Genomic DNA, 6,780 nt, shown 5'->3' on the forward strand with positions numbered 1-6,780 from the left:
ATCCTCAATCTTTCCCTCTCCTCGAATAATCTTCTGATCTCTTCATCCAGTGCTTCAGCTTGCTTAACATCTCCTTTCCTGCCATACTTCATTATCTTATGCAGCTCCCGTCTATATGGACCCAACCGCCGTCCTATACGTCCATAATCCTCTTGTGAAACGCTCTTTTTTGCAGACAGTTCCTCATTTGATATCAAATCGATCCGGGTCTTAATCATCTCGATTTTTTTTGCGAAATCTATCGCTTTTTTCTTAGAAGAAGCTTTATTTTTTTGTACATTTCCAGTTTTCTTGCCTTCCAGCACCGCGGCCAGTTCATCAACCAATTCTGCAGCATCCTGTCCTTTAGGTGTCAGCTCGACCCTTTTTACCCGGTTGTCGCTGCCATCTGGCTCGAATGTTACCAGACCCTGTTCTTCCAGCTTATTCAAAATATTGGTAGTATGGGCAAAAGTGGACTCTATCTCCCTGGATATCACAGATGCATAAGTCCCGCCTTCATTTCTGATGGAAAGCAGTGTAAGAGCGGGTTTTTGCTGGAGGATAAGGTTGACACCGCCCATTGTACCGTCCTTATTTTCCAAGCTCTTTGGACCTTTCAGAAGCAGCTATCACAGCAGACATTATTGCAGCCCTGACATTGTTTTTTTCCAGAGCTTCGATGCCGCAAATTGTGGTCCCACCAGGAGATGTTACCATATCTTTCAATTCTCCAGGGTGCTGTCCAGTCTCAAGCGTCATCTTGGCTGCTCCCAGCACAGTTTGTGCTGCAAGTTTCAGGGCGGTCGCCCTGTCCAGTCCCTGGTGCACTCCACCGTCTGCCATCGCTTCAATGATTATAAACACGAACGCAGGTCCGCTGCCTGAAAGGCCTGTCACAGCATCCATCAGATGTTCGTCCACTACAACAGTTCCGCCAACCACATTAAATATTTTACATGCAGTCTCAATATCAAACTTTGTGGCAGTGTCGCCGGGACAAATCGCTGACGCCGCTTCACCCACCGTGGCACAGATATTTGGCATAACCCGTACAATCCTGGTGCCCCCTGGTAGTTCTTTGGCCAGGTTGCCAATGGTAACACCTGCAGCAATTGAAATGAAAAGATGCTTCTTTATTATAGAATCCTTCATTCCCTGCAGGACATACCGAATGATCTGGGGCTTAATAGCTAATATGACTACATCTGATTGCTCCAGAGTCTGTTTGTTATCGCATGAAACAGTTATGCCGAGTTCCGATTCTAACGAGTTCAATTTATTTTCATCGATATCACTGGCACAGATCTTATCTGGCTTGACCAGGCCCGAATTAATTACACCTCTTATCAGGGCCTCGCCCATCTTTCCTGTACCGATAAATCCAATCGTATTATCTTTCATATGAATCACTTTCCTGCTCGTCTTTGCTCCATATATTCGATCACGTCTTCCAGACCATTTTCTTTAAGGGTCTCGTTTGTGGGAATTCCGTCATTATCCCAGCCACGCCGCTGGTAATATATGTCAAGTATCCGCTCGAATTCTTCCCTGTTCAATGCTTTGCCGGCATGTGGTCCGGTCTTTATAGGATCATTGAACACCCTCTCAGGCGGCTTATCATCAACCCGGGACAGTCCCAGCCTGATATTGATGGCCCTGGTCAGGTTGTAAACAGCATCACTGCGTTTTAATAGTTCATCTAACGTGAACTCGATACCTGTCGCGGCACTGTAGAACTCTGCATAGGTATTCTCATCAAAACCAAGCTCAATCCAGGGCAGCCTGCATACACCCAGCATATCAAATAAAGGCCGTACTGTCTGGTGATATATGACCAGGTCAGCTTTCTCTTCCAGGCTCCAGTTACCCCCCATCTCTAATTCTTTAGCAATAGGCCATGCCCTTGCATGGTGTGCACCGATATCAGATGTGGCATATCCCAGCGCCATGGTAATGGCAATGCGGGCATCATATGCCGACTGCTCCAGTCCCTTGACATGAGAAATAAGAGGTGCCAGCTGGGGCCAACGCTTGATCACTCCGTACACTCCATCTGCCAGGGTATCACCTACACCTTCCCTTAAGGCTATTTTGCGTATCAGATCCATAATGGCATCATCGTCACCCCATTTCAGTGCTACACCATCAAGATCTTCAAGACTGACCATACCTTTTTCATAAGCTTCGATCATCACAGAGATCAGACTGCCAGAAGATATGGTATCGACGCCATATTCATCGCAAAGATAATTGGCCCTGAGTATAGCATCAAAATCACTAATACCAACATTGGAACCGAACATGGCTGCAGTTTCGTATTCTGGACCTTCGATGACTGTGCCTGCATACTTTCCGTCTTTTACCAGATTCACATTACTACAGGCCATGGGACAGCTGTAACAGGCAGAATCACCTATCTTGTAGTTCAGTTCCATGACATCGCCGTTTATTTCTTCAGCCTTATCGAAATGGGCGTCCATGAAATTATGAGTTGGAATGATACCTGAGGCATTGGCATAATCGATAACACTCATCAGACCCTGGCGCTGCCAGAACTCGAATAGATTGTGCTGTTTTAATTTTTTAAAGGCTTTGTCACTTATCCTGGTCAGACTAGGCAGGTCGGCCACAGGCAGATCTTTTGTTCCGCGAATGGCAATGGCTTTCAGGTTCTTTGAACCCAGTACCGCACCCATTCCTGTACGTCCGGCATTGCGTCCCCAATCAGCAGTGATGCAGGCCATCTTAACCATGTTCTCGCCTGCAGGACCGATGGTTGCAACCTTTACGGTCTCATCCCCGATATCCTCACGCAACTGGTGTTCTGTCTCGATACTGCCCATGTTCATGTATTTTACAGCACTCTTAATCTGGACATCGTCATCATCTATCCACAAGTACGATAGTTCTGGAGCCTTGCCTTTTATTATTGCTGCATCAAATCCTGCCATGCGCAGTTCCACACCGAACATGCCTCCCAGGTTGCTGTCCCCATAGATGCCAGTGGCAGGGCTAATAGAACAAAACGAAGTCTTGCCAGCTGCAGGCAGGTATAGCCCGGACAATGGACCGGGAGCTATTACTATAATATTATCAGGACCCAGAGGATTTACGTCATCTTTCATGTGCTCCCATACCAGACGCGCACCCCAGCCCCTGCCGCCTATATATTTCAGGGCAAATTCATCACTTACAGTCTCTACATGGGTTTTACACTCGGTCAGGTCTACATGCAGTATCTTCTTATGGTATCCGCCTTCAGGACTCATTCTGAATCACCTCTTGTACCTCCGGTCTCTATCTCTGCATATCTGAGCTTCTTCTTTACTCCGTGCTCGTAGTATTCGACTTCCTGCATGTTGGCGTATTTCAGTGCCGCACCCAGGCGATGGGCCTGTCCCTGGGTGTGCTCGGGCACATACAGGATGGCTTTTTTAGGGCAGGATTCTGCACATTTTGGCTTGCCGCCGCACATATCGCATTTGAAAGGAATCTCAATATCCTCATGCACGAATATTGCGCCTATGGGACATGCATTCACACATGCATGGCAGGAGACGCATCTATCTTCCAATATGGTAACAACGCCATCATTCTTGACAATAGCATCAGTAGGACAGGCATCCCTGCATTTAGGCTTCTTACATTGTTCACACACTATAGGCATCTTGATTACCGGATGGGGATACAATGAGATGACCCTTATGTTTGCTTTTTTTGGATTATTAACACCTGTGTGGGATATGGCACAGACTAATTCGCATACCCTGCATCCTGAACATCTCTCAGGGATTACTGTCAGCTTCTTGCGCAATCTAATCACCAGAATATATACACTATATTGACTACTTCTACACTGAAAATATATTATTAATATAAATAACTTGCCAGATTTTGGTTAAAAAAGTGATTCTATTTATTTATTCACTTAGCTTCATTATAGCTTCTGCCAGATCGCCGCCCGTTTCCTTAAGGGCTGCCCTGGCTTCATCCTGACTTTTTCCGGTTTGCTCAGCTACAAGTGCTATGTCCTCTTCCGGGATTGGTGTTTCTCTGGGAACTTCGCGTGGATTACCAACAACCTGATAGGTAAGCATACCCGGAGCAGCTACTTTTGTCACACTGGCATCATCAAAAATGATTTCAGTATCTGCAGTTCTAATAATAACCTGCTCCACATTTTCGATCTCACTGCTATCAATACCCATCTGTTTCATCATCTGGTTCATTGCCTTGGGATTTATTCCTCGCATTCCGGCCGGTTTTTTTGCCATTTTTGTCTCACCTGCAGTTTAGATACAACATCCAATGTTAAAACATTATTCTTTTACAGGAATAGCGCTGCTCCCGTTAAACCTGTGCCTGAGTAAGTGTTGTCGAGAACATATAACTCACCAGGCTCAATCCACCTGCAACGGCAAAAACTGACTGGAAACCCCATTGATGGGCAATAGCACCCCCAATCAGAGCACCAACTATCATGGACAGACTGATTACCGAATTAAGAAAGCCGGAAGCTGTTGCCTTATCAGTATTGCGTGTGATAAGGAGTTCAATAGAGCCTACTAACAGGAATGACCAGGATGCAGCCACCAGCAGCATACTGGGAATGACATGATAGTAGACCGTAGCCGGAATCAAGCTGAAAAATGCAGCTACTGAGAACAAATACCCGGCTTTTACAACTTTTTCCATATTCAAGCTGTCTAATCTGCGCATCAAGAAGAATTGGACGATTGGATTAATGGCGTATATGACTCCTATCCGGAACTTATCCGCACCTAACGTTGTGAGATACAAAGGGAATATGGTCCAGCATGCAACGGCCCCTATATGACGTAAAAAGAATGTGAGATAGATATTCCAATTCTTTTTAATGGTGGAAAATGAGAAATAATCCACTTTAATCCGTTCAACTTCCACTCTTTGCATGCCCGCAGCAATAAATAAAGAGAACAGGACCATTAATGCACTGACTGCGAAAATGATATTATAATCCCCGAGCAGACCGGCCCCTAAAAAGCCTGCAGCCCAGCCCAGAGCACCAAAAGATATGAATTTTCCCAAGCTTCTCTTTTGTCCATATACATGCATTATAAGGGCTGCCGGATACATTCCAACACATATTCCTAATAACCCCCTGATAACTGCCAGGCTTAACGGATCGTACGCAAACACCTGAAGATAATAGGCAACAACAGAGCATGCAAGACCTATGAGCAGTAATTTTTTAATATCCCACTCATCAGCAGCCTTACTGAACATATATGATGAGAAGAACAGGCATATCCCATACACGCTCATTATGATACCCACCTGGGTAAGGGTGGCTCCCATCTCACCGGCAAGGAGAGGGATCAGCATCATTGACATCATTATAGAAGTGTTGGTAAAGAACTGGATCACATTCAGTCTCATTTTTGGTCCTGTAATGTTCAAAGTCTATTTCGAATTATTTAATAATCATGAATGGTTACAATGTTTTTCTCAAATCTTCCATTATAATATACAAAAACCTCGATCTCTTTGCCTTTGTTAAACTCCCTTATCTTAGTATCATAGGTTCTTTGGACATGCTTGAGCTTATTATTCCTGAAATATGCCTGTATTGCTCTTAAAAATTCTATTTCATGCTCAAGATATGCGATCTCATAATCCTTAGTCTCCCTTGCGATATGCTGGCATTCCTGATCGTTGATCTCAGTATGGTAAAATCCATGCTCATTAAGACCGCTTATCTGACGCCAGTCGATATTTCCCTCTTCATCAGTTTCTCGGTGTAGCATATATGGGTATATCCTGCATATGGTAAGCCTATGGTTATATATCTGGCACCGCTTGTTGTCATCTAAAAAGAAGCATGAACCGTCAGGGCCTGTTTTTAAGGCATAGCCTGAGACATAGAAACTGCCGTTGTGGTCACAGAACTCATAGTACGGGGCGGGTATGAGGGCAGATGCGTCTATTTGCTTGATTGCAGCAGTGTCTTTATCAAGAAGAAATACATGGTCATTGAATTCCAATGTGCAGCATTTGCCGCACAGATTGCATTGAAATCCCAGTTGTTTGATTATGTCAACTAATTTTTCATCCGGATAATCTCTCAAACGTTGCAGTTCTTCTTTGAATTGTTCTTGCCTGGATTCAATTGATTGCTGTATTAAAGTGATCACCTGCATCATAGGTTTGCACATTAATGGGTAATTAGTTATCGGATTTTTCAGAATAGAGATTTTTATTTGTGACAAGATTTAATTGCAATTTAGAAATATTTAAATAATAATATAAATATATATGTTCATTCAAAAAAATATCGGGGCAGAATTATGAAAATAAGAATTGTAAGTTCAAAAGAAGAAATAGAGACAATTGAAAATGAAGAGATAGTTCACTTCGCATTCAGGCCGTCCAATAAGGATATTTTTACTCTTGTTAAAACAAGTCCAACGTTGAAAGCTCTCCACATTCCAACTTCATATTTGCGGACAATATCCCAATCCACATTGATGTTTTTGGAAATGCAGGGTATTGAACTTCTGGAAGGAGATGTGTGGGGTCATAGAAAGGACATCAATGAGTACTATGAGATTAAGCCACGTATATTTGACAGAATTGAAGAGTTAAAGAATGAAGGAAAATCAAAGGAAGAGATAATATCTAAGTTGGGATTGGAGACACGGTTGAGTGAAGATTTGATTACGTTTTTGGTGTAAGACAATTTCGAAAAACTTAAATCTACTCTCATATTTAGCATGAAAGTACCCTCAGTCTTAACATCCCTCGATTACCGTTGTAAAG

8 protein-coding genes are annotated in these 6,780 nt (G+C 43.5%); 1 reads left to right on the top strand and 7 read right to left on the bottom strand.

What is annotated here, in order from left to right:
• The 7 genes from IBX40_09775 to IBX40_09805 all read right to left on the bottom strand — a co-directional run.
• A partial coding sequence (locus IBX40_09775; GenBank protein ID MBE0524603.1) for a winged helix DNA-binding protein occupies positions 1–563 on the bottom strand: 563 nt, incomplete at its 3' end.
• 10 nt (positions 564–573) lie between these two features.
• Positions 574–1,383, bottom strand: coding sequence for a pyrroline-5-carboxylate reductase (gene proC / locus IBX40_09780; protein ID MBE0524604.1), 810 nt, complete (start codon positions 1,381–1,383; stop codon positions 574–576).
• Between the two features lie 5 nt (positions 1,384–1,388).
• Positions 1,389–3,251: an aldehyde ferredoxin oxidoreductase family protein gene (locus tag IBX40_09785; GenBank protein MBE0524605.1), complete on the bottom strand. Its 1,863-nt coding sequence runs from the start codon at positions 3,249–3,251 to the stop codon at positions 1,389–1,391.
• Positions 3,248–3,796 carry a 4Fe-4S dicluster domain-containing protein gene (locus IBX40_09790; protein ID MBE0524606.1) on the bottom strand — a complete coding sequence of 183 codons (549 nt, stop codon included), beginning with the start codon at positions 3,794–3,796 and terminating at the stop codon, positions 3,248–3,250. Before IBX40_09790 ends, IBX40_09785 begins: the two co-directional genes overlap by 4 nt.
• Before the next feature lie 106 nt (positions 3,797–3,902).
• Positions 3,903–4,256, bottom strand: coding sequence for a nascent polypeptide-associated complex protein (locus IBX40_09795; protein ID MBE0524607.1), 354 nt, complete (start codon positions 4,254–4,256; stop codon positions 3,903–3,905).
• Between the two features lie 76 nt (positions 4,257–4,332).
• The gene (locus IBX40_09800; protein ID MBE0524608.1) at positions 4,333–5,400 is read right to left on the bottom strand and encodes an MFS transporter; all 1,068 of its coding nucleotides are present in this window, start codon (positions 5,398–5,400) and stop codon (positions 4,333–4,335) included.
• Between the two features lie 38 nt (positions 5,401–5,438).
• The gene (locus IBX40_09805) at positions 5,439–6,161 is read right to left on the bottom strand and encodes a YkgJ family cysteine cluster protein (GenBank protein ID MBE0524609.1); all 723 of its coding nucleotides are present in this window, start codon (positions 6,159–6,161) and stop codon (positions 5,439–5,441) included.
• Between the two features lie 147 nt (positions 6,162–6,308).
• Here IBX40_09805 and IBX40_09810 point away from each other — a divergent pair, with 147 nt between their 5' ends.
• A complete protein-coding gene (locus IBX40_09810) occupies positions 6,309–6,695 on the top strand; it encodes a DUF1699 family protein (GenBank protein ID MBE0524610.1) in 387 nt (128 codons plus the stop codon).
• Positions 6,696–6,780: the final 85 nt, after the last annotated feature.

The sequence above is a fragment of the Methanosarcinales archaeon genome (assembly GCA_014859725.1).
Classification (GTDB): Archaea; Halobacteriota; Methanosarcinia; order Methanosarcinales; family Methanocomedenaceae; genus Kmv04.